We start from the raw sequence: 20,479 nt of genomic DNA, 5'->3' as shown, positions 1-20,479 counted from the left end.
GGATTTTTGATCGAACTGATTCATGATTTGGACACGCACACGACTCATAGCACGGCTTAAATGTTGTACAATATGGAAACGATCTAGAACGACTTTAGCACATGGAAAAAGCTGTTTAGCTAAGGCATAGTAGGGACTAAACATATCCATAGTAATGATTTTCACTCGACATCGGACGGCTCTATCATATTTAAGAAAGTGATTTCGAATAATAGCTTGTGTTCTTCCCTCAAGAACAGTGATGATATTGAGATTGTCAAAATCTTGCGCAATGAAACTCATCTTTCCCTTGGTAAAGGAGTACTCATCCCAAGACATAGTCTTTGGAAGCCGAGAAAAATCATGCTTAAAGTGAAAGTCATTGAGCTTGCGAATAACAGTTGAAGTTGAAATGCCAAGCTGATGAGCAATATCGGTCATAGAAGTTTTTTCAATCAGCTTCTGAGCAATTTTTTGGTTGATGATACGAGGGATTTGATGATTTTTCTTTACTAGAGGAGTCTCAGCAACCATCATTTTTGAGCACTGATAGCAGTTAAAACGGCGTTTTCTAAGGAGAATTCTAGTAGGCATACCAGTTGTTTCGAGGTAAGGGAGCTTAGATGGTTTTTGAAAGTCATATTTTTTCATTAGACTTCCACAATCAGGACAAGAAGGGGCCTCATAATCCAGTCTAGCGATGATTTCTTTGTGGGTATCCCTATTTATGATGTCTATAATCTGGATATTAGGGTCTTTAATATCGAGTAGTTTTGTGATAAAATGTAATTGTTCCATATGATTCTTTCTAATGATGGTTTTGTCGCTTTTCATTATAGATCTTATGGGACTTTTTTTCTACAACAAAATAGGCTCCATAATATCTATAGGGGATTTACCCACTACAAATATTATAGAGCCCCTTTTTTCTATGCAGTCGATCCCTATAGGGAGAGCTTCCTATTTTCAAGGTAAAAACAAAAAGCCCTATAATAAGGGCCAATTGTATTTAGGAGACTAAACTTCAAATTCATAGAGTGCTGTGGAGAGATAACGTTCACCGTTATCTGGTGCTAGAGCAAGGACTTTCTTACCTGTACCTAATTTTTTGGCAACCTCGATGGCTCCGTAGATAGCTGCAGCTGAAGAAATCCCTACAAGGAAACCTTCTTTTCCACCAATTTCACGGCCGAGTGCTAGAGCATCGTCTGACGTTACACGAGCGATACCATCATAAGCCTTTGTATCCAGTGTATCAGGAATAAATCCAGCTGAGATACCTTGAATTTTGTGTGGTCCTGGTTTTTCACCAGATAGAATAGCAGATTCATCAGCTTCCACTGCATAAACTTGAATGTTTGAATTTGCTGCTTTGAGTGCATGAGAAACACCAGAAATTGTACCACCAGTACCAACTCCAGCAACAAAGGCATCTAATCCATCTTTACCGAAAGCAGCTAGTATCTCAGCTCCTGTTGTTCTTTCGTGTACTTCTGGATTTGCTGGATTGTCAAATTGAAGAGGAAGGAAACCATCGCGTTCAGCAGCGATTTCTTGGGCTTTGGCAATAGCACCTTTCATTCCTTCGCTACCAGGGGTGAGGACGAGTTCAGCACCATAGGCTTGGATAATCTTACGTCGTTCCACACTCATAGTTTCAGGCATAACGATAACAACTTTATACCCTTTAGCAGCCCCTACCCATGAAAGTCCAATACCAGTGTTTCCACTTGTTGCTTCAACAATAGTAGAACCAGGTTTCAGAATACCGTCTTGTTCAGCTTTTTCAATCATGCTAAGAGCAATACGGTCTTTTACAGAAGAACCAGGGTTAAATGCTTCAAGTTTTACATAGACATCTGCAGCACCTTCTGGCACAATGTTGTTGAGTTTAACAATCGGAGTTTGACCGATTAGTTCAGTAATGTTGTTATAAATAGACATATGAATACCTCTTTGTATAAGATATTTCTAGTATAACGCTAACTATACCATTTGTAAAATATAGAAATCCTATCGGAGCGATAGGATTTTTTTATATCATAGGTCTAAGCCATTAATTTTTAAGCGATTGTGATAGGCTAATTCTAGTAAATAGGTGTAAAGGAGAACACTATCCGTTTTCTTTTTGAATTGCTTCATTTTCTAGTAGGTCTTGGCAAGCATCTTTTTATGTTACTAATTAAAGTAGCGGTGAAAATATCAACGAAACGCTGTATTATCCATTGTTTACAATAAGTTTACAGGAACTTCAACTTCTCGTAAACCTTGGTCAGTTAAAGTGATTTTTCCATTAAAAAACTCTATAAGTGCAGCTTTAATAGTTTCTTTTTCTTCTTTATCAACATAAATCATCGTATCGACTTGATCTGTAAAGTTTGTATCCAGCTCCATGAGATCATGTTCTTTAAGAAAGTTACTATACTCTTGGTATTGAGCATAAGACATTTGAATAGCAATGCCAGCCTGTTCTTTTATTTCAATAATACCAATTTCTTTAACAGCTAAGGCGACACTGCCGGCGTAAGCACGAATTAGTCCTCCAGCGCCTAGTTTAATACCACCAAAGTAGCGTGTCACGACCACACAGACATTAGTGAGATTGTGATTTTCTAGTACCCCAAGCATGGGAACGCCAGCAGTACCACTAGGCTCACCATCATCACTTGTACGTTTGATTTCACTACGTTCCCCAATGATAAAGGCCGAGCAGTTATGCGTCGCTTTGTAGTGTTCTTTTTTGATGGTGGTAATGAAGTCACGAGCCTCTTCTTCGCTATAAACACGCTTGGCATGACAGATAAAGCGTGATTTTTTGATTTCTTCTTGGACTTGACCATCCTCTTTAATTGTTCTAAATTCCATGATTTAATTGTACTAAAAAATCATCTAAAGTGCTAGTTTTTACGAATAAAGAAGTATGAAAGTAAATTTAGATTATCTCGGTCGTTTATTTACTGAGAATGAATTAACAGAAGAGGAGCGTCAGTTGGCGGAGAAACTTCCAGCAATGAGAAAGGATAAGGGGAAACTTGTCTGTCAACGTTGTAATAGTGCTATTCTGGAGGAATGGTATTTACCCATTGGTGCTTACTATTGTCGGGAATGCTTGCTGATGAAGAGAGTTAGGAGTGATCAAGCTTTATACTATTTTCCGCAGGAGGATTTTCCGAAGCAAGATGTTCTTAAATGGCGTGGTCAATTAACTCCTTTTCAAGAGAAGGTGTCAGAGGGACTGATTCAAGCAGTAGAGAAGCAAGAGCCAACTTTAGTTCATGCGGTAACAGGAGCAGGAAAGACAGAAATGATTTATCAAGTTGTGGCTAAAGTAATCAATGCGGGTGGTGCAGTGTGTTTGGCCAGTCCTCGCATAGATGTTTGTTTGGAGCTGTACAAACGCTTGCAAAATGATTTTTCTTGCGAGATAGCCCTCCTACATGGAGAATCAAAGCCGTATTTTCGAACACCACTAGTTGTTGCGACGACCCATCAGTTATTGAAATTTTATCAAGCTTTTGATTTGCTGATAGTGGATGAAGTAGATGCTTTTCCTTATGTTGACAATCCCACGCTTTACCATGCTGTCAAGAATAGTGTAAAGGAGAATGGGCTGAGAATCTTTTTAACAGCGACTTCGACCGATGAGTTAGATAAAAAGGTCCGTTTAGGAGAACTAAAAAGACTGAGTTTACCGAGACGGTTTCATGGAAATCCGTTGATTATTCCAAAACCAATTTGGTTATCGGATTTTAATCGCTACTTAGATAAGAAGTGTTTGTCGCCAAAGTTAAAGTCCTATATTGAGAAGCAGAGAAAGACAGCTTATCCGTTACTTATTTTTGCATCAGAAATTAAAAAAGGGGAGCAACTAAAAGAAATCTTACAGGAGCAATTTCCAAATGAGAAAATTGGTTTTGTATCTTCTGTAACAGAGGATAGATTAGAGCAGGTACAAGCATTTCGAGATGGAGAACTGACAATACTTATCAGTACGACGATCTTGGAGCGTGGAGTTACCTTCCCTTGTGTGGATGTTTTCGTAGTAGAGGCTAATCATCGTCTGTTTACCAAGTCTAGTTTGATTCAGATTGGTGGACGAGTTGGACGAAGCATGGATAGACCGACAGGAGATTTGCTTTTCTTCCATGATGGGTTAAATGATTCAATCAAGAAGGCGATTAAGGAAATTCAGATGATGAATAAGGAGGCTGGTCTATGAAGTGCTTGTTATGTGGGCAGACTATGAAGACTGTTTTAACTTTTAGTAGTCTCTTACTTCTGAGGAATGATGATTCTTGTCTTTGTTCAGACTGTGATTTTACTTTTGAAAGAATTGGGGAAGAGAATTGTCCAAATTGTATGAAAACAGGTTTGTCAACAAAATGTCAAGATTGTCAACTTTGGTGTAAAGAAGGAGTTGAAGTCAGTCATAGAGCGATTTTTACTTACAATCAAGCTATGAAGGATTTTTTCAGTCGGTATAAGTTTGATGGAGACTTCCTGTTAAGAAAAGTTTTCGCTTCATTTTTAAGTGCGGAGTTAAAAAAGTACAAAGAGTATAGATTTGTCGTAATTCCCCTAAGCCCTGAAAGATTGCTTGACAGAGGATTTAATCAGGTTGAGGGCTTGGTAGAGGCAGCAGGTTTTTCGTATCTGGATTTACTAGGGAAAAGAGAAGAGAGAGCAAGTTCTTCTAAAAATCGTTCAGAGCGCTTGGGGACAGAACTTCCTTTCTTTATTAAAAGTGGAGTCACTATTCCTAAAAAAATCCTACTTATAGATGATATCTATACTACAGGAGCAACTATAAATCGTGTTAAGAGACTGTTGGAAGAAGCTGGTGCTAAGGATGTAAAAACATTTTCCCTTGTAAGATGAGGAAAAAATTTGCAAAAATAGAATGAAAGCGTTATAATAAAATCATAAAAACAAAAATGTTTAGAAAGAAGGTACTCATATGATTAAATATAGTATCCGTGGTGAAAACCTAGAAGTAACAGAAGCAATTCGTGATTATGTAGTTTCTAAACTCGAAAAGATCGAAAAGTACTTCCAGCCAGAACAAGAGTTGGATGCCCGAATTAACTTGAAGGTGTATCGTGAAAAAACGGCTAAAGTGGAAGTAACGATTCCGCTTGGATCTATTACTCTCCGCGCAGAAGATGTGTCTCAAGATATGTATGGTTCAATTGACCTTGTAACTGATAAAATTGAACGTCAGATTCGTAAAAATAAAACAAAAATAGAGCGTAAAAATAAAAATAAGGTAGCAACTAGTCAATTATTTACAGATGCTTTGGTGGAAGATTCAAATGTTGTCCAGTCTAAAGTTGTTCGTTCAAAACAAATTGATTTAAAACCAATGGATTTGGAAGAAGCTATTCTACAAATGGATTTATTGGGGCATGATTTCTTTATCTATGTGGATGTTGAAGATCAAACAACCAATGTGATTTATCGTCGTGAGGATGGCGAAATTGGTTTGTTAGAGGTTAAAGAATCTTAATTTCAATATGTGTAAAGGTAGGTTTACTGAATTGTAAACCTCCTTTTTCTTATAATTGATAGAATTACTGATTACACTTTTAAAAAGTCGCTTTTTGAGGGGTATTATGGTATAATGGGTGCCAAGAGGTTTGGAATGAAAAAATTTTATGTAAGTCCAATTTTTCCTATTCTAGTAGGATTGATTGCGTTTGGAGTCTTATCCACTTTCATTATTTTTGTTAATAATAATCTGTTGACGGTTTTCATTTTGTTTCTTTTTGTAGGAGGCTATGTTTTTTTATTTAAGAAACTGAGAGTGCATTATACAAGGAGTGATGTAGAACAGATACAGTATGTAAACCACCAAGCGGAAGAAAGTTTGACATCTCTATTGGAACAGATGCCTGTAGGTGTTATGAAATTGAATTTATCTTCTGGAGAGGTTGAGTGGTTTAATCCCTATGCTGAATTGATTTTGACCAAGGAAGATGGAGATTTTGACTTGGAAGCTGTTCAAACGATTATCAAGGCTTCAGTAGGAAATCCGTCTACTTATGCCAAACTGGGTGAGAAGCGTTATGCTGTTCATATGGATGCTTCTTCTGGTGTTTTGTATTTTGTAGATGTATCCAGGGAGCAAGCCATAACAGATGAATTGGTAACGAGTCGACCAGTGATTGGGATTGTGTCTGTGGATAATTATGATGATTTGGAGGATGCAACTTCTGAGTCAGATATTAGTCAAATCAATAGTTTTGTAGCTAATTTTATATCAGAGTTTTCAGAAAAATACATGATGTTCTCTCGTCGAGTGAGTATGGACCGCTTTTATCTATTTACGGACTACACGGTGCTTGAGGGCTTGATGAATGATAAATTTTCTGTGATTGATGCATTCAGAGAAGAGTCGAAACAGAGACAGTTGCCTTTGACCTTAAGTATGGGATTTTCTTATGGTGATGGAAATCACGATGAAATCGGGAAAGTTGCTTTGCTCAACTTGAACTTGGCTGAAGTGCGTGGTGGCGACCAGGTGGTTGTCAAGGAGAATGATGAAACGAAAAATCCAGTCTACTTTGGCGGTGGGTCGGCTGCGTCCATCAAGCGCACTCGTACCCGTACTCGATCAATGATGACAGCCATATCTGATAAGATTCGTAGTGTGGATCAAGTGTTTGTAGTTGGACATAGAAATTTAGATATGGATGCCTTGGGCTCTGCTGTAGGTATGCAGTTGTTTGCCAGCAATGTGATTGAAAATAGCTATGCTCTTTATGATGAAAATCAAATGTCTCCAGATATTGAACGAGCTGTTTCATTTTTAGAAAAAGAAGGAGTTACGAAGTTGTTGTCTGTTAAGGATGCAATGGGGATGGTGACCAATCGTTCTTTGTTGATTCTTGTAGACCATTCAAAGACAGCCTTAACATTATCAAAAGAATTTTATGATTTATTTACCCAAACCATCGTCATTGACCACCATAGAAGGGATCAGGATTTCCCAGACAATGCAGTTATTACTTATATCGAAAGTGGTGCAAGCAGTGCCAGCGAGTTGGTAACAGAATTGATTCAGTTCCAGAATTCTAAGAAAAATCGTTTGAGTCGTATGCAAGCAAGTGTCTTGATGGCTGGTATTATGTTGGATACTAAAAATTTCACCTCGCGAGTTACCAGTCGGACATTTGATGTTGCTAGCTATCTCAGAACGCGCGGAAGCGATAGTATTGCTATCCAGGAAATCGCTGCGACAGATTTTGAAGAATATCGTGAGGTCAATGAACTGATTTTACAGGGGCGTAAATTAGGTTCAGATGTACTAATAGCAGAGGCTAAGGACACGAAATGCTATGATACAGTTGTTATTAGTAAGGCAGCAGATGCCATGTTAGCTATGTCAGGTATTGAAGCGAGTTTTGTTCTTGCGAAAAATACACAAGGCTTTATATCCATCTCAGCTCGGAGTCGCAGTAAACTGAATGTGCAACGGATTATGGAAGAGTTAGGCGGTGGAGGTCACTTTAATTTGGCAGCAGCTCAAATTAAGGATTTAACCTTGTCAGAAGCAGGTGAAAAACTGACAGAAATTGTATTAAATGAAATAAAGGAAAAGGAGAAAGAAGAATGAAAGTAATCTTTTTAGCAGATGTTAAAGGAAAAGGTAAAAAAGGCGAAATTAAGGAAGTACCAACAGGGTATGCGCAAAACTTTCTTATCAAAAAGAATCTAGCCAAAGAAGCAACTGCTCAAGCTGTAGGTGAGCTTCGTGGTAAACAAAAATCTGAAGAAAAAGCTCACGCTGAGATGATTGCAGAAGCGAAAGCAATTAAAGCCCAACTTGAAGCAGAAGAAACTGTTGTAGAATTTGTTGAAAAAGTTGGTCCAGATGGTCGTACCTTTGGTTCTATTACCAATAAGAAGATTGCAGAAGAATTGCAAAAGCAATTTGGAATTAAGATTGATAAACGTCATATCCAAGTACAAGCTCCGATTCGAGCAGTTGGTTTGATTGATGTACCAGTGAAAATCTATCAAGATATCACAAGTGTAATCAATCTTCGTGTGAAAGAAGGATAAATTTACACCTTCTTGACAAGATTGTAAAAGGAAGGGAAGTCTGATGGCAGAAGTAGAAGAGTTACGAGTACAACCTCAAGATATCTTAGCTGAGCAATCCGTTTTAGGGGCTATCTTTATTGATGAGAGTAAACTTGTTTTTGTGCGAGAATACATTGAGTCTCGGGACTTTTTTAAGTATGCCCATCGTTTGATTTTCCAAGCTATGGTTGACTTATCCGATCGTGGCGATGCCATAGATGCAACAACGGTTCGTACCATTCTTGATAATCAAGGTGATTTACAGAATATTGGTGGCTTGTCTTACTTGGTTGAGATTGTCAATTCTGTGCCAACTTCTGCTAATGCGGAGTATTATGCTAAGATTGTTGCAGAAAAAGCAATGTTACGTCGTTTAATCGCCAAGTTGACAGACTCTGTCAACCAAGCTTACGAGGCTTCACAACCAGCTGATGAAATCATTGCTCAGGCAGAAAAAGGCCTGATTGATGTCAGCGAAAATGCTAATCGAAGTGGATTTAAGAATATTCGAGATGTGTTGAATCTCAACTTTGGAAATCTGGAAGCTCGCTCGCAACAAACGACCGATATTACAGGGATTGCGACAGGCTATCGTGACTTAGATCATATGACGACTGGACTTCATGAGGAGGAGTTGATTATTCTAGCAGCCCGTCCGGCGGTTGGTAAGACAGCCTTTGCCTTGAATATTGCTCAGAATATTGGGACCAAGTTGGACAAAACGGTTGCTATCTTTTCGCTCGAAATGGGTGCGGAAAGTCTAGTAGACCGTATGTTAGCGGCAGAAGGGTTGGTTGAGTCGCATTCTATCCGTACGGGTCAACTGACTGATGAAGAGTGGCAAAAGTATACCATTGCTCAAGGGAATTTAGCTAATGCAAGTATCTATATTGATGATACACCAGGGATTCGGATTACGGAAATTCGTTCTCGTTCTCGTAAACTGGCTCAAGAAACGGGCAACCTAGGTTTGATTTTGATAGACTACTTGCAGCTTATCACGGGAACTGGTCGAGAAAACCGCCAACAAGAAGTTTCAGAAATCTCACGTCAGTTGAAAATCCTAGCTAAGGAACTGAAGGTTCCAGTAATCGCTCTTAGTCAGCTTTCTCGTGGGGTAGAACAACGTCAGGATAAGAGACCGGTCTTGTCTGATATTCGTGAATCTGGGTCTATTGAGCAGGACGCTGATATCGTAGCCTTTCTTTATCGCGACGATTACTATGAGCGTGGTGGTGAAGAAGAGGAAGGCATCCCAAATAATAAGGTAGAAGTTATTATCGAGAAAAACCGTAGTGGAGCTCGTGGAACGGTGGAATTAATTTTCCAAAAAGAATACAATAAATTTTCAAGTATCTCAAAGAGGGAGGCATAAGATGTCAGATGCATTTACAGATGTAGCCAAGATGAAAAAAATCAAAGAAGAAATCAAGGCACATGAGGGACAAGTCGTAGAAATGACTTTGGAGAATGGTCGTAAGCGCCAAAAAAATAGATTGGGTAAGCTAATTGAGGTTTATCCATCCCTATTTATTGTGGAATTTGGGAATGTGGAAGGAGATAAACAAGCTAATGTTTACGTTGAATCCTTTACTTACTCAGATATCCTTACTGAAAAGAATTTGATTCATTATCTGGACTAAAGTGAGAAATTTTCTCACTTTTTCTTTTTTCTCCGAATAGTTTAAGTGAAGGTAATCTTCGATTTATATTATTTTCAAGGAGGAAGAATGAAAATTTTACCGTGTATAGCAAGAGGGACAAGTTATTACTTGAAGATGTCAGTTAAAAAGCTTGTTCCTTTTTTAGTAGTAGGATTGATGTTAGCAGCGAGTGATAGTGTCTATGCCTATTCTGGAGGGAATGGGTCGATTGCGCGTGGGGATGATTATCCTGCTTACTATAAAAATGGGAGTCAGGAAATTGATCAGTGGCGCATGTACTCTCGTCAGTGTACTTCATTTGCGGCCTTTCGCTTGAGTAGTGTCAATGGTTTTGAGATTCCAAGGGCTTATGGAAATGCGAATGAATGGGGGCATCGTGCTCGTCGTGAAGGCTATCGTGTAGATAATACACCGACGATTGGCTCTATTGCTTGGTCTACTGCAGGAACTTATGGGCATGTTGCCTGGGTGTCAAATGTAATGGGAGATCAGATTGAGATCGAGGAATATAACTATGGTTATACAGAAGCCTATAATAAACGAAGTATAAAAGCAAATATGATGACAGGATTTATTCATTTTAAAGATTTGGCTGGGGGTAATGTAGTAAGTAGTGGCAAAGTATTCAATAGTCAACCTTCTTCTACAGGAGGAACTCATTATTTTAAGAATAAGGTAGCTATAAAAAATCAACCTTTAGTTAGTGCAACTTCAATTGCATATTATTCTCCAGGTGAGAGTGTTCATTATGATCAGGTACTTGAAAAAGATGGGTACAAGTGGTTGAGTTATACTGCCTATAATGGAAGCTATCGTTATGTTCAATTGGAGGCTGTGAATAAAAATCCTCTAGGTAATTCTGTTCTTTCTTCAACAGGAGGAACACATTATTTCAAGTCTAAGTCTGCTATCAAAAATCAGCCACTAGCTAGCGCAACTGCAATTGATTACTATTATCCTGGGGAGAATGTTCATTATGATCAAATTCTCGAAAAAGACGGCTACAAGTGGTTGAGTTATACAGCTTATAACGGAAGTCGTCGCTATATCCAGCTAGAAGGAGTGGCTTCTTCACAGAATTATCAGAACCAATCAGGAAATAGTTCTAATTATAGCTCAAATACGGGATCGACTATCGGTTGGAAGAAAATAAATGGTAGTTGGTATCATTTCAAATCAAATGGTTCTAAATCAACGGGATGGCTGAAAGATGGTTCTAGCTGGTATTATTTGAAATCATCTGGTGAAATGCAGACAGGATGGTTAAAGGAAAATGGCTCGTGGTACTACTTAGATAGTTCAGGGGCAATGAAAACAGGCTGGTATCAAGTCTCTGGTAAATGGTATTATTCTTACTCTTCAGGCGCCTTAGCCGTTAATACGACTGTGGATGGCTACAGAGTAAACAGTGATGGAGTACGAGTGTAGAAAATTGGGGCAGGAAAAATTTCCTGCTCTTTTCTGTAAGCAGTTTCCTTGACATTTTTCTTATTTTGCGCTATCATATATCTATATAATGTATGGGAGTCTGTGTACAGTCTGAGAGGAAGTGTTAAACTTCGACCGCACCTGATCTGGGTAATGCCAGCGTAGGGAACGATACTTAGTCTATTCTTGACCTTTTCCATATATGGTAAAGGTTTTCTTTTTATAAAGAGGAAAACGAGAAGAGGAGGTTGTTATGAAAGCAAGCATTGCCTTGCAAGTTTTACCCCTAGCACAGGGGATTGATCGGATAGCTGTTATCGATCAGGTCATTGCTTATCTGCAAGCTCAAGAAGTGACCATGGTAGTGACACCATTTGAAACGGTCTTGGAAGGGGAGTTTGATGAGCTCATGCGCATTCTCAAAGAAGCGCTGGAAGTGGCAGGGCAGGAGGCAGATAATGTCTTTGCCAATGTCAAAATAAATGTAGGAGAGATTTTAAGTATTGATGAGAAACTTGAAAAGTATACTGAGACGACACATTAGTCTATTGGGCTTTCTAGGGGTCTTGTCAATCTGGCAGCTAGCAGGATTGCTTAAACTTCTCCCCAAGTTTATCCTGCCGACACCTTTTGAAATTCTTCAGGCCTTTGTTCGTGACAGAGAATTTCTCTGGCACCATAGCTGGGCCACCTTGAGAGTGGCTTTACTGGGGTTGGTTCTAGGAGTCTTGATTGCCTGTCTAATGGCTGTGCTTATGGACAGTTTGACTTGGCTCAATGACCTGATTTATCCTATGATGGTGGTTGTGCAGACCATTCCGACTATTGCCATAGCTCCTATCTTGGTCTTGTGGCTAGGTTATGGGATTTTGCCCAAGATTGTCTTAATTATCCTGACGACAACCTTTCCTATTATCGTCAGCATTTTGGACGGTTTTAGGCATTGTGACAAGGATATGCTGACCTTGTTTAGTCTGATGCGGGCCAAGCCTTGGCAAATCCTGTGGCATTTTAAAATTCCAGTCAGCCTGCCCTACTTTTATGCAGGTCTGAGGGTCAGTGTCTCCTACGCCTTTATCACAACAGTGGTATCTGAGTGGTTGGGAGGCTTTGAGGGGCTTGGTGTCTACATGATTCAGTCCAAGAAACTGTTTCAGTATGATACCATGTTTGCTATTATTATTTTGGTATCGATTATCAGCCTTCTTGGTATGAAATTGGTCGATATTAGTGAAAAATATGTGATTAAATGGAAACGTTCGTGAGATAAGAATGTTTCAAAAAAGAAAAGAGGAAATCAAAATGAAAAAAACATGGAAAGTGTTTTTAACGCTTGTAACAACTCTTGTAGCTGTTGTGCTTGTGGCCTGTGGTCAAGGAACTGCTTCTAAAGACAACAAAGAGGCAGAACTCAAGAAAATTGACTTTATCCTAGACTGGACACCAAATACCAACCACACAGGGCTTTATGTTGCCAAGGAAAAAGGTTATTTCAAAGAAGCTGGAGTGGATGTTGATTTGAAATTGCCACCAGAAGAAAGTTCTTCTGACTTGGTGATCAATGGTAAGGCACCATTTGCAGTGTATTTCCAAGATTACATGGCTAAGAAGTTAGAAAAAGGCGCAGGAATTACTGCCGTTGCAGCTATCGTAGAGCACAATACATCAGGAATTATCTCTCGTAAATCTGACAATGTCACCAGTCCAAAAGACTTGGTTGGGAAGAAATACGGAACTTGGAATGATCCAACTGAACTTGCTATGTTGAAAACCTTGGTAGAATCACAAGGTGGAGATTTTGAGAAGGTCGAAAAAGTACCAAACAACGACTCAAACTCAATTACACCGATTGCCAATGGCGTCTTTGACACTGCTTGGATTTACTACGGTTGGGATGGAATCCTTGCTAAATCTCAAGGCGTAGACGCTAACTTCATGTATTTGAAAGACTATGTCAAGGAGTTTGACTACTACTCACCAGTTATCATCGCAAACAACGACTATCTGAAAGACAACAAGGAAGAAGCTCGTAAAGTCATCCAAGCTATTAAAAAAGGCTACCAATATGCCATGGAGCATCCAGAGGAAGCAGCCGATATCCTCATTAAGAATGCACCTGAGCTAAAAGAAAAACGTGACTTTGTCATCGAATCACAAAAATACTTGTCAAAAGAATACGCAAGCGACAAGGAAAAATGGGGTCAATTTGATGCAACTCGCTGGAATGCCTTCTACAAATGGGATAAAGAAAATGGTATCCTTAAAGAAGACTTGACAGACAAAGGCTTCACCAACGAATTTGTGAAATAATGACAGAAATTAGACTAGAACACGTCAGTTATGCCTATGGTCAAGAGAGGATTTTAGAGGACATCAACCTGCAGGTGACTTCAGGAGAAGTGGTTTCCATCCTAGGCCCAAGTGGTGTTGGTAAGACTACGCTTTTCAACTTAATCGCTGGGATTTTAGAAGTCCAGTCAGGGAGAATTGTCCTTGATGGGGAGGAGAATCCCAAGGGGCGCGTGAGTTATATGTTGCAAAAGGATCTGCTCTTGGAGCACAAGACGGTGCTTGGTAATATCATTCTTCCTCTCTTGATTCAAAAAGTGGATAAGGCGGAAGCCATTGCCCGCGCGGATGAAATTCTTGCGACCTTCCAGTTGACAGCTGTAAGAGATAAATACCCTCATGAACTCAGTGGCGGGATGCGTCAGCGTGTAGCCTTGCTTCGAACTTACCTTTTCGGGCACAAGCTCTTTCTTTTAGACGAGGCCTTTAGCGCCTTGGATGAGATGACCAAGATGGAACTCCACGCTTGGTACCTTGAGATTCACAAGCAGTTGCAGCTGACGACCCTAATCATCACGCATAGTATCGAGGAGGCCCTCAGTCTCAGCGACCGCATCTATATCTTGAAAAATCGCCCTGGGCAGATTGTTTCAGAAATTAAACTAGATTGGTCTGAGGACGAGGACAAGGAAGTCCAAAAGATTGCCTATAAACGTCAAATCTTAGCAGAATTAGGCTTAGATAAGTAGAAAAATAGGGAGTTGGTGAAGATTATCCTTTACCAGCGCCCTTTTTCTTTTAAAAATGAGAAAATTTCGGTATAATAGTCAAAGATAGTCAAGGTTTAAAGAGAGAGGTGGGTTTGTAATGAGATTTAAAAATACATCGGATCATATTGAGGCCTACATCAAGGCAATTTTAGATCAATCTGGTATCGTGGAGTTGCAACGTAGTCAGTTGGCAGATACCTTTCAGGTTGTTCCTAGTCAGATTAACTATGTGATCAAGACACGCTTTACGGAAAGTAGAGGCTACTTGGTTGAAAGTAAGCGTGGTGGCGGAGGCTACATTCGTATAGGACGGATTGAGTTTTCTAGTCATCATGAAATGCTCAGGGAGCTGCTTTATTCGATTGGCGAGCGGGTTAGTCAAGAAATTTATGAAGATATTCTCCAGCTTTTGGTTGAGCAGGAATTGATGACCAAGCAAGAGATGAATTTGCTAGTATCAGTAGCTTTGGATCGCGTTCTAGGAGAAGAAGCTCCAGTTGTTCGTGCTAATATGCTACGACAGGTCATACAAGAGGTAGATAGAAAAGGGAAGTAAGATGAACTATTCAAAAGCATTGAATGAATGTATCGAAAGTGCCTACATGGTTGCTGGCCATTTTGGAGCTCGTTACCTAGAATCTTGGCACTTGTTGATTGCCATGTCCAATCACAGTTATAGTGTGGCAGGGGCGACATTAAATGATTATCCATATGAGATGGACCGTTTAGAAGAAGTCGCTTTGGAACTGACTGAAACGGACTATAGACAGGATGAAACCTTTACAGAATTGCCGTTCTCCCATCGTTTGCAGGTCCTCTTTGATGAAGCAGAGTATGTAGCGTCAGTGGTCCATGCTAAGGTGTTAGGGACAGAGCATGTCCTTTATGCGATTTTGCATGATGGCAATGCCTTGGCAACTCGTATCTTGGAGAGAGCTGGTTTTTCTTATGAAGACAAGAAAGATCAGGTTAAGATTGCTGCCCTACGTCGAAATTTAGAAGAACGAGCAGGCTGGACTCGTGAAGACCTTAAGGCTCTACGCCAACGCCATCGTACAGTAGCTGACAAGCAAAATTCTATGGCTAATATGATGGGCATGCCGCAGACTCCGAGCGGTGGTCTCGAGGACTATACGCATGATTTGACAGAGCAAGCGCGTTTTGGCAAGTTAGAGCCAGTTATCGGTCGGGACAAGGAAATCTCGCGTATGATTCAAATCTTGAGTCGAAAGACCAAAAATAATCCTGTCTTGGTTGGAGATGCTGGTGTCGGGAAAACCGCTCTAGCGCTTGGTCTTGCCCAGCGTATTGCTAGTGGGGATGTGCCTACGGAAATGGCTAAGATGCGCGTGTTAGAACTGGATTTGATGAACGTTGTTGCAGGGACACGCTTCCGTGGTGACTTTGAGGAGCGCATGAATAATATCATCAAGGATATTGAAGAAGATGGCCAAGTCATTCTCTTTATCGATGAACTTCATACCATCATGGGTTCTGGTAGTGGGATCGACTCAACTTTGGATGCAGCCAATATCTTGAAACCAGCCTTGGCGCGTGGAACTTTGAGAACGGTTGGTGCGACCACTCAGGAAGAATACCAAAAACACATCGAAAAAGATGCGGCCCTTTCTCGTCGTTTCGCCAAAGTGACGATTGAAGAACCAAGTGTGACAGACAGCATGACCATTTTGCAAGGCTTGAAGGCGACTTATGAGAAGCATCACCGTGTGCAAATCACAGATGAAGCGGTTGAAACAGCTGTCAAGATGGCCCATCGTTACTTGACGAGTCGTCATTTGCCAGACTCTGCTATCGACCTCTTGGATGAAGCGGCAGCAACAGTGCAAAATAAGGCTAAGCATGTAAAAGCAGACGATTCAGGTTTGAGTCCAGCTGACAAGGCCTTGATGGATGGCAAGTGGAAACAGGCTGCCCAGCTAATCGCAAAAGAAGAGGAAGTACCTGTCTATAAAGACTTGGTGACAGAGTCTGATATTTTGACCACCTTGAGTCGCTTGTCAGGTATCCCCGTTCAAAAACTGACTCAGACTGATGCCAAGAAATACTTAAACTTGGAAGCTGAACTGCACAAACGTGTCATCGGTCAAGATCAAGCTGTTTCAAGTATTAGCCGTGCGATTCGCCGCAACCAGTCAGGGATTCGCAGTCACAAGCGTCCGATTGGTTCCTTTATGTTCTTAGGACCTACAGGTGTCGGGAAGACCGAATTGGCCAAGGCTCTGGCAGAAGTTCTTTTTGACGACGAATCAGCCCTTATCCGCTTTGATATGAGTGAGTATATGGAGAAATTTGCAGCTAGCCGTCTCAACGGAGCTCCTCCGGGTTATGTGGGTTATGAAGAAGGTGGGGAGTTGACCGAGAAGGTTCGCAACAAACCATACTCTGTTCTCCTCTTTGACGAAGTAGAGAAGGCTCACCCAGACATCTTTAATGTTCTCTTGCAGGTCTTGGATGATGGTGTCTTGACCGATAGCAAGGGACGCAAGGTTGACTTTTCAAATACCATTATCATCATGACGTCAAATCTTGGTGCGACAGCCCTTCGTGATGACAAGACAGTTGGTTTTGGGGCAAAGGACATTCGTTTTGATCAGGAAAATATGGAAAAACGCATGTTTGAAGAGCTGAAAAAAGCTTATAGACCTGAGTTTATCAACCGTATTGATGAAAAGGTGGTCTTCCATAGCCTGTCTAGCGACCATATGCAGGAAGTGGTGAAGATTATGGTCAAACCTTTAGTGGCAAGTTTAGCTGAAAAGGGCATTGACTTGAAATTACAAGCTTCCGCACTGAAATTATTGGCAAATCAAGGATATGACCCAGGGATGGGAGCTCGTCCACTTCGCAGAACCCTACAAACAGAAGTGGAAGACAAGTTGGCAGAACTTCTTCTCAAGGGAGATTTGGTGGCAGGCAGCACACTGAAGATTGGTGTTAAAGCAGGCCAGTTAAAATTTGATATTGTATAAAAGAATAAAAGTATCAGCGACCATAAGTCATAGTGGAGTGATACTTAATGAAAATCAAAGAGCAAACTAGGAAGCTAGCCGCAGGTTGCTCAAAACACTGTTTTGAGGTTGCAGATAGAGATGACGTGGTTTGAAGAGATTTTCGAAGAGTATGAAACTAAAACCTATAGCTTCTAAAGGATCCGTGGTTTTCACTATTCAACCCAAAATTCATATGTTTATTACCCTCCATCGTATTTGTCTTAGAGCGTGTGTAGTAGAAAAAGAGCAGTCTTATCTGAAATTTTTATCCTTTCAAAAGAGACCTGTTTCTTTTTTGCCTGTCAAGCCCGTTCTAGCTGGTATTTGAAAAATCAAACTAAGTTGCAAGATGAATGATTTTCTTGTATTGACGTTGTTGTTGACAACAAGTAGCGGATAAATGAAATCCATTCCATTATCATAGATGATAGGCTGGTAGGAAATTTTCAAATAACATACAGGAAATAGATGTGTGAAGTTCCGGTAGTAGAAAGGGAGAAAGATGAACATTTTAGTTGCAGATGACGAGGAAATGATTAGAGAAGGAATTGCAGCATTTCTGACAGAAGAGGGTTATCATGTCATTATGGCTAAGGATGGACAAGAGGCCTTGGAAAAATTTCAAGATCTCCCTATCCATCTCATGGTGCTGGATTTAATGATGCCTAGGAAGAGTGGTTTTGAAGTGTTAAAAGAAATCAATCAAGAGCACGATATTCCTGTCATCGTCTTGAGTGCTCTGGGAGATGAAACTACTCAGTCACAGGTATTTGATCTCTATGCTGATGATCATGTGACAAAGCCTTTTTCTTTGGTACTGCTCGCCAAGCGTATTAAAGCGCTTATCAGACGTTACTACGTCATAGAGGATCTTTGGCAATATCAGGATGTAACAGTGGATTTTACCTCTTACAAAGCACATTATAAAAATGAAGAAATTGATCTCAAACCAAAGGAATTATTGGTACTAAAGTGTTTGATTCAGCATAAAAATCAAGTTTTAAGTAGAGAGCAGATATTGGAAGAAATTTCAAAAGATGTAGCTGATTTACCTTGTGATAGGGTCGTTGATGTCTATATTCGTACTCTTCGCAAAAAATTGGCTTTAGATTGCATTGTGACTGTGAAAAATGTTGGGTATAAGATTAGCTTATGATAAAAAATCCTAAATTATTAACCAAGTCTTTTTTAAGAAGTTTTGCAATTCTAGGTGGTGTTGGTCTAGTCATTCATATAGCTATTTATTTGACCTTTCCTTTTTATTATATTCAGTTGGAAGGGGAAAAGTTTAATGAGAGCGCAAGAGTGTTTACGGAGTATTTAAAGACTAAGACAGCTGATGAAATTCCAAGCTTACTCCAGTCTTATTCAAAGTCCTTGACTATATCTGCTCACCTTAAAAGAGATATCTTAGATAAGCGGCTCCCTCTTGTGCATGACTTGGATATTAAAGATGGAGAGCTATCAAATTATATTGTGATGTTAGATAAGCCTGTTAATACAGCAGATGGTAAACAGGTAACGGTGCAATTTGTGCAGGGAGTGGATATCTACAAAGAAGCAAAGAATATTTTGCTTTTGTATCTCCCCTATACATTTTTGGTTACAATTGCTTTTTCCTTTGTTTTTTCTTATTTTTATACGAAACGCTTGCTCAATCCTCTTTTTTACATTTCAGAAGTGACTAGTAAGATGCAAGATTTGGATGACAATATTCGTTTTGATGAAAGCAGAAAAGATGAAGTTGGTGAAGTTGGAAAACAGATTAATGGTGTGTATGAGCACTTGTTGAAGGTTATTCATGAGTTGGAAAATCACAATGAGCAAATTGTAAAATTGCAAAATCAAAAGGTTTCCTTTGTCCGTGGAGCATCGCATGAATTAAAGACACCTCTAGCTACTCTCAGGATTATCTTAGAAAATATGCAATACAATGTGGGGGATTATAAGGATCACCCTAAATATCTTGAAAAGAGTATTGATAAAATCGATCAGATGAGTTTCTTGCTAGAGGAAGTGTTGGAATCTTCTAAATTTCAAGAATGGACAGAGTGCAGTGAGATTTTAATGGTAAATACCGTTTTGACAGATGTTTTGTCTCGATATCAGGAATTGGCATTTTCTAAAAATCTTGTGATTGATAATCAGTTGACTACTGATACAAAAGTAAGGATGAGCTTGAAGGCTTTGGATAAAGTCTTGACAAATCTTATCAGTAATGCTATCAAGTACTCAGATCAATCTGGCATTGTGACTATTTCTGAGCAAGATGGTTATCTTTCTATTAGGAATACATGTGCTCCGTTGAATCAGGAAGAGTTAGAACATTTATTTGATATTTTTTACCATTCACAAATTGTAACAGATAGAGAAACAGGATCAGGATTGGGTCTTTATATTGTTAAGAATATCTTAGAAAGTCATCGTATGTCCTATAGTTTCTTGCCTTATGAACAAGGGATGGAATTTAAAATCTGCTTATTACCAGATAGTTAGCTTTAGTTAGACTCTTTTCTTACTTGAGGATAATTTAAGGAAGCATAGTTTGAATGATAGTGATAGAGTAAATCAAAGAACGGAATCAGTTTTCGTTCTTTTTCTTTTTCAATTCATATTGGGTTAACATAGAGATGTTACAGTAGTGGTAAAGAAAGGGGATCGTGATGATAGCAATAATCATTATCTGTGTATTTTTAATTCGCTTATTGTTCCTAAAGAAATCAATTGCAAATGAAAAACGGCTTCGTAGGGATGGTGGGCGAGAATTTGGCATTAAAAATACCAAACGTCTTACCTTGGTTCATATTGTTTTTTATCTGGCTTGTTTTATGGAAGCCCTAGTCTATCAACCGTCTTTCAATATGATGAGTGTTGTGGGTTTGGTGCTCCTGATATTTTCTATGTTGATGTTGCTACTTGTTATTCATCTGCTTGGGGATATTTGGACAGTCAAGTTGATGTTAGCACCGAATCATAAGTTTGTGGATCATATCTTATTTAGGACAGTAAAACATCCCAATTACTTTTTAAATATCCTTCCTGAGTTGATTGGCTTGACCTTGCTGAGTCATGCCTATATGACTTTTGTTTTAGTTTTTCCAGTTTATGCAGTTATTTTGTATCGACGAATAGCTGAAGAGGAAAAGTTATTACATGAAGTTATAATCCCAAATGGAAGCATAAAGAGATAAATACAAGATTCAATTCATATACAGTTCATATTGAAATGATATAGTAGTGTTAAGAAAAATAT

20 protein-coding genes, 1 pseudogene and 1 riboswitch are annotated in these 20,479 nt (G+C 39.4%); of the genes and pseudogenes, 17 read left to right on the top strand and 4 right to left on the bottom strand.

The features are described from left to right. From WKI23_RS06115 to WKI23_RS06105, 4 genes and pseudogenes are all read right to left on the bottom strand, one after another. Nucleotides 1-777: ISL3 family transposase (locus WKI23_RS06115; protein WP_368079286.1), on the bottom strand; the 777-nt coding region annotated here is incomplete at its 3' end. Nucleotides 778-996: 219 nt separating this feature from the next. After that, complete coding sequence (gene cysK, locus WKI23_RS06110) at nucleotides 997-1,923, bottom strand: cysteine synthase A (RefSeq protein WP_368079285.1); 927 nt, start codon at nucleotides 1,921-1,923, stop codon at nucleotides 997-999. 96 nt (nucleotides 1,924-2,019) lie between these two features. Continuing rightward, nucleotides 2,020-2,115: pseudogene (locus tag WKI23_RS09420) on the bottom strand (PH domain-containing protein); the annotation flags it as partial. A gap of 93 nt (nucleotides 2,116-2,208) precedes the next feature. Further along, the gene (locus WKI23_RS06105; RefSeq protein WP_368079284.1) at nucleotides 2,209-2,844 is read right to left on the bottom strand and encodes a YigZ family protein; all 636 of its coding nucleotides are present in this window, start codon (nucleotides 2,842-2,844) and stop codon (nucleotides 2,209-2,211) included. A gap of 55 nt (nucleotides 2,845-2,899) precedes the next feature. Between WKI23_RS06105 and WKI23_RS06100 the strand changes: the two genes are divergently transcribed. From WKI23_RS06100 to WKI23_RS06020, 17 genes are all read left to right on the top strand, one after another. Further along, nucleotides 2,900-4,198 (top strand): DEAD/DEAH box helicase, encoded by a 1,299-nt coding sequence (locus tag WKI23_RS06100; RefSeq protein WP_368079283.1) that lies wholly within the window; start codon nucleotides 2,900-2,902, stop codon nucleotides 4,196-4,198. Next, nucleotides 4,195-4,857 carry a ComF family protein gene (locus WKI23_RS06095; RefSeq protein ID WP_368079282.1) on the top strand — a complete coding sequence of 221 codons (663 nt, stop codon included), beginning with the start codon at nucleotides 4,195-4,197 and terminating at the stop codon, nucleotides 4,855-4,857. The genes WKI23_RS06100 and WKI23_RS06095 overlap by 4 nt, the downstream gene beginning before the upstream one ends. Before the next feature lie 79 nt (nucleotides 4,858-4,936). Continuing rightward, nucleotides 4,937-5,485 (top strand): ribosome hibernation-promoting factor, HPF/YfiA family, encoded by a 549-nt coding sequence (gene hpf / locus WKI23_RS06090; RefSeq protein WP_050073478.1) that lies wholly within the window; start codon nucleotides 4,937-4,939, stop codon nucleotides 5,483-5,485. Between the two features lie 135 nt (nucleotides 5,486-5,620). Further along, the gene (locus tag WKI23_RS06085) at nucleotides 5,621-7,594 is read left to right on the top strand and encodes a DHH family phosphoesterase (protein ID WP_368079281.1); all 1,974 of its coding nucleotides are present in this window, start codon (nucleotides 5,621-5,623) and stop codon (nucleotides 7,592-7,594) included. Further along, nucleotides 7,591-8,043 (top strand): 50S ribosomal protein L9, encoded by a 453-nt coding sequence (gene rplI, locus WKI23_RS06080; protein WP_000864214.1) that lies wholly within the window; start codon nucleotides 7,591-7,593, stop codon nucleotides 8,041-8,043. Before WKI23_RS06085 ends, rplI begins: the two co-directional genes overlap by 4 nt. Before the next feature lie 43 nt (nucleotides 8,044-8,086). Beyond that, on the top strand, nucleotides 8,087-9,439 hold the full coding sequence (gene dnaB, locus WKI23_RS06075; protein ID WP_061830538.1) for a replicative DNA helicase: 1,353 nt from the start codon (nucleotides 8,087-8,089) through the stop codon (nucleotides 9,437-9,439). A gap of 1 nt (nucleotide 9,440) precedes the next feature. Then, nucleotides 9,441-9,707, top strand: coding sequence for a Veg family protein (locus tag WKI23_RS06070; RefSeq protein WP_001278169.1), 267 nt, complete (start codon nucleotides 9,441-9,443; stop codon nucleotides 9,705-9,707). Nucleotides 9,708-9,794: 87 nt separating this feature from the next. Continuing rightward, a complete protein-coding gene (gene cbpD / locus WKI23_RS06065; RefSeq protein WP_368079280.1) occupies nucleotides 9,795-11,156 on the top strand; it encodes a choline binding-anchored murein hydrolase CbpD in 1,362 nt (453 codons plus the stop codon). An 82-nt stretch (nucleotides 11,157-11,238) separates the two neighbouring features. Next, nucleotides 11,239-11,341, top strand: a riboswitch (TPP riboswitch). A 68-nt stretch (nucleotides 11,342-11,409) separates the two neighbouring features. Beyond that, complete coding sequence (locus WKI23_RS06060; RefSeq protein ID WP_000647659.1) at nucleotides 11,410-11,700, top strand: thiamine-binding protein; 291 nt, start codon at nucleotides 11,410-11,412, stop codon at nucleotides 11,698-11,700. Next, complete coding sequence (locus WKI23_RS06055; protein ID WP_368079279.1) at nucleotides 11,663-12,421, top strand: ABC transporter permease; 759 nt, start codon at nucleotides 11,663-11,665, stop codon at nucleotides 12,419-12,421. Before WKI23_RS06060 ends, WKI23_RS06055 begins: the two co-directional genes overlap by 38 nt. A 37-nt stretch (nucleotides 12,422-12,458) precedes the next feature. Next, nucleotides 12,459-13,466, top strand: coding sequence for an ABC transporter substrate-binding protein (locus tag WKI23_RS06050; protein ID WP_368079278.1), 1,008 nt, complete (start codon nucleotides 12,459-12,461; stop codon nucleotides 13,464-13,466). Continuing rightward, complete coding sequence (locus WKI23_RS06045) at nucleotides 13,466-14,194, top strand: ABC transporter ATP-binding protein (RefSeq protein ID WP_000136220.1); 729 nt, start codon at nucleotides 13,466-13,468, stop codon at nucleotides 14,192-14,194. Before WKI23_RS06050 ends, WKI23_RS06045 begins: the two co-directional genes overlap by 1 nt. A 118-nt stretch (nucleotides 14,195-14,312) precedes the next feature. Further along, the gene (locus WKI23_RS06040) at nucleotides 14,313-14,771 is read left to right on the top strand and encodes a CtsR family transcriptional regulator (RefSeq protein WP_001211279.1); all 459 of its coding nucleotides are present in this window, start codon (nucleotides 14,313-14,315) and stop codon (nucleotides 14,769-14,771) included. A gap of 1 nt (nucleotide 14,772) precedes the next feature. Further along, on the top strand, nucleotides 14,773-17,205 hold the full coding sequence (locus WKI23_RS06035; protein WP_368079277.1) for an ATP-dependent Clp protease ATP-binding subunit: 2,433 nt from the start codon (nucleotides 14,773-14,775) through the stop codon (nucleotides 17,203-17,205). 523 nt (nucleotides 17,206-17,728) lie between these two features. Then, entirely contained in the window at nucleotides 17,729-18,382 is a 654-nt protein-coding gene (gene rr06 / locus WKI23_RS06030) for a two-component system response regulator RR06 (protein WP_049513297.1), read from the top strand. Beyond that, the gene (locus WKI23_RS06025) at nucleotides 18,379-19,722 is read left to right on the top strand and encodes a HAMP domain-containing sensor histidine kinase (protein WP_368079276.1); all 1,344 of its coding nucleotides are present in this window, start codon (nucleotides 18,379-18,381) and stop codon (nucleotides 19,720-19,722) included. The genes rr06 and WKI23_RS06025 overlap by 4 nt, the downstream gene beginning before the upstream one ends. 167 nt (nucleotides 19,723-19,889) lie before the next feature. Beyond that, the gene (locus tag WKI23_RS06020) at nucleotides 19,890-20,417 is read left to right on the top strand and encodes an isoprenylcysteine carboxyl methyltransferase family protein (protein WP_368079275.1); all 528 of its coding nucleotides are present in this window, start codon (nucleotides 19,890-19,892) and stop codon (nucleotides 20,415-20,417) included. Nucleotides 20,418-20,479: the final 62 nt, after the last annotated feature.

Origin of the sequence: Streptococcus pseudopneumoniae, assembly GCF_038148955.1 — a bacterium.
Classification (GTDB): Bacteria; Bacillota; Bacilli; order Lactobacillales; family Streptococcaceae; genus Streptococcus; species Streptococcus pseudopneumoniae_T.
The sequence above is the reverse complement of the archived record's forward strand: the minus strand, read 5'-3'. Positions and strand labels throughout refer to the sequence as shown.